We start from the raw sequence: 2,862 nt of genomic DNA, 5'->3' as shown, positions 1-2,862 counted from the left end.
CTGCTCCCCCTGCTCCCTCATCTCCCTCATCTCTCTCATCTCCCTCATCTCCTTCTACTCCCGCCTCTTGCTTAAGGGGAAGTATGAGGGTAAAACGAGAGCCGCGATCTACTTCAGATTCCACTTTTACGGAACCACCATGAATTTCGGCAAGTTTGCGAGTCACTGCTAAACCCAAACCTGTACCTTCAACACCACCAGCAACAGCCTTGGCAATTTGGAAATAGGGTTCAAACAGTTGAGCCTGGTCTTGTTGGGAAATGCCAGTGCCAGTATCCCAAACTGTAAAATGCACAAATACACCTTTGAGAGCAACTTGTAAGCCAACACTTCCTTTACTAGTAAACTTTAGGGCGTTAAAGAGTAAATTCAACAGCATTTGCTTGAGTCGTAAGGAGTCGGCTACTAGGGTTGTAATATCAGGTTCAAGTTCTAGGCACAGTCTCAAACCCTTATTAGCGGCTTTCTCTTTTACCAGTGCCAAAACATTGATACACAACAGTGGTACATCTACCGTTTCCCATACCACTTCCATCTGATTTGCTTCAATTTTAGACAGATCCAAAATATCATTAATCAGAGCTAGCAAGTGCTTGCCGCTAGACTGAATGATATTTAAATACTCTTGCTGACGTTCTTTGGTTGGTTGGTACCCTTGGGCTAAAAGCAGGTGGGTAAACCCAATAATAGAACCAAGCGGTGTGCGAATTTCGTGGCTGGTGTTTGCCAGAAACTGATTTTTGAGTTGATTGGTGCGCTCCAATTCTTGATTAGAGTTACTGAACTGTTGATACCGTTGCTGCCAAGATAAAATGTGTCTAAGTTGTACTAAGGCTGTAGTACAATGCTTGGCAGACCTTGCCATCAATTGTGATCTCAGTTTCGCTTGTAATTCTATGAGCGACTGACGATCAGAGCTTAGGGGCGCTGCGGCGATAATTAGCCAGCCCATGAGGTTGTCAGAATCATCAGCTAACCGCCAAGCGCTCGGTGGTTGTTGATTCTCAAGCTGCTGTAAATCTTCGAGTTCTATAACCTCTTGCAACCTCAACGGCAGCTTTTTCTCTGCTGTTAGCACTTCTAGAAATGGAGGTCGTGAGTTTGGGGATGGAGAACAAGAAACGTAGCAAACTGTGGCAACAGTTTCTTGTCCTTGAAATAGAGCAATGCCTACGGCACAATGCGTGAAAGCCACATTACTGCTGTCCAGAGCAATGTTAATCTCTTGAACCACAGTTTGAAAAATTTCTGCTTCTGCGGCTCCTGCCGGTCGGACAGTGTTACAAGCAGAAAGCAGGCAATCGTTAAGGCAACTTTGCAACTGGTTCAAGCTGCTCTCCAGCCACAACTTGGCGCAAAGTTGCTGAATTATTGTCAAAGGTTTTGGCCTTGCATCTATCTGTGAGTTCTGGTCTGGTAAGCTTGAATACTGCTGCATGGTCGACTAGACCGCTGAACAAGTTTAGCTTCGCATAAAAATCCGAATAGGATTCTCTGTATATTAGCGGACAATTCTTTTTTATTTATAAACCATAACTTATGTTGTTATCAACCATAACTTATGATGTCGAACGATGTCGAATTTAGCAGCTAGATCAAAAAAATTATTATATGAATCACTGATCTAAAATTTTTTAAAGCAACTTAAGGCTTATGGATACACAATTCGCCCAACTAATCATTAATGGGATTGCGGTAGGGAGCATTATTGCTCTAGCCGCAGTTGGACTCACTCTTACCTACGGAATTTTACGGCTATCTAACTTTGCTCATGGTGACTTTCTAACTTTGGGAGCCTATCTAACCTGGCTGATAAACACTATTGGAGTCAATATTTGGCTGTCGATGATCCTGGCAGCAGCGGGAACTGTAGCAGCAATGCTGTTATCGGAAAAGTTACTCTGGTCAAAGATGCGCTCTATCCGTGCTACTTCCACTACGCTGATTATTATTTCTATCGGACTTGCCTTATTTCTTCGCAATGGGATTATTTTTATCTGGGGTGGTAAGAACCAAAATTATGATTTACCTGTTACCCCAGCTTTAGATATTTTGGGTTTAAAGATACCGCAAAATCAATTATTGGTATTGGGGTTGGCGGTGCTAGCAATTTTGGCGCTGCATTACCTGCTGCAAAATACCAAAATTGGTAAGGCGATGCGAGCAGTTGCTGACGATCTGGACTTAGCCAGGGTTTCAGGTATCAATGTTGATCGAGTAATTTTTTGGACTTGGCTAATTGCCGGCACTCTTACGTCATTAGGCGGCAGTATGTATGGATTAATTACAGCCGTGCGCCCGAATATGGGATGGTTTTTAATTTTACCGTTATTTGCCTCAGTGATTCTTGGTGGCATTGGCAACCCTTACGGTGCGATCGCAGCAGCTTTTATCATTGGTATCGTCCAAGAAGTCAGCACCCCTTGGCTGGGTTCACAGTACAAACAAGGTGTAGCACTGTTGATCATGATTTTGGTGCTGCTCATTCGTCCCAAAGGTTTATTCAAAGGAACGATTTGAGCAGCACCACTCCACTTCTAACTATTGAATAATGTGGAAGTAGTAGGCTGCTACCAAGAAATTGATAGCTAACAATAACAGTGCCCAGCCTGTACGAAAGGCGTAGGGAGGTTTAGCTCCACTGTCGGCAACTGGGGAATTCTTAGCTTTAGCAGTCATAATGCGGTTCTCCTAATGTCAGGACTTTTTAAGAAATACCAAACTGGTGTACCAAATATCCAAATTCTTTAAGAATATTTGTGTGAAGTTGGGAATTGGGAAGAGGCAGAGGGGCAGGGAGCAGGGAGAAGAGGGGAAAGAGGTAATTTTTTATTCTCCCCCTTGCCCCCTGCTCCCCTGCTT

Annotated in this window: 3 protein-coding genes; 1 reads left to right on the top strand and 2 read right to left on the bottom strand. The window is 43.7% G+C overall.

Annotated features, from left to right (window positions below):
* The coding region (hrmK, locus tag Q0541_RS27970; RefSeq protein ID WP_298918973.1) for a hybrid histidine kinase/response regulator HrmK at positions 1-1,438 on the bottom strand (1,438 nt) is incomplete at its 3' end.
* A gap of 215 nt (positions 1,439-1,653) precedes the next feature.
* Here hrmK and Q0541_RS27965 point away from each other — a divergent pair.
* Positions 1,654-2,520 carry a branched-chain amino acid ABC transporter permease gene (locus Q0541_RS27965; protein WP_298918970.1) on the top strand — a complete coding sequence of 289 codons (867 nt, stop codon included), beginning with the start codon at positions 1,654-1,656 and terminating at the stop codon, positions 2,518-2,520.
* Positions 2,521-2,541: 21 nt separating this feature from the next.
* On the opposite strand, the gene Q0541_RS27960 is transcribed toward Q0541_RS27965, so the two are convergent.
* Positions 2,542-2,679 carry a photosystem I protein PsaX gene (locus tag Q0541_RS27960; RefSeq protein WP_104907558.1) on the bottom strand — a complete coding sequence of 46 codons (138 nt, stop codon included), beginning with the start codon at positions 2,677-2,679 and terminating at the stop codon, positions 2,542-2,544.
* Positions 2,680-2,862 lie beyond the last annotated feature (183 nt).

The organism is uncultured Nostoc sp., from assembly GCF_937863485.1.
Taxonomy (GTDB): Bacteria; Cyanobacteriota; Cyanobacteriia; order Cyanobacteriales; family Nostocaceae; genus Nostoc.
Note: the sequence above shows the minus strand (reverse complement) of the source record. Positions and strands in the feature narration are given on the sequence as shown.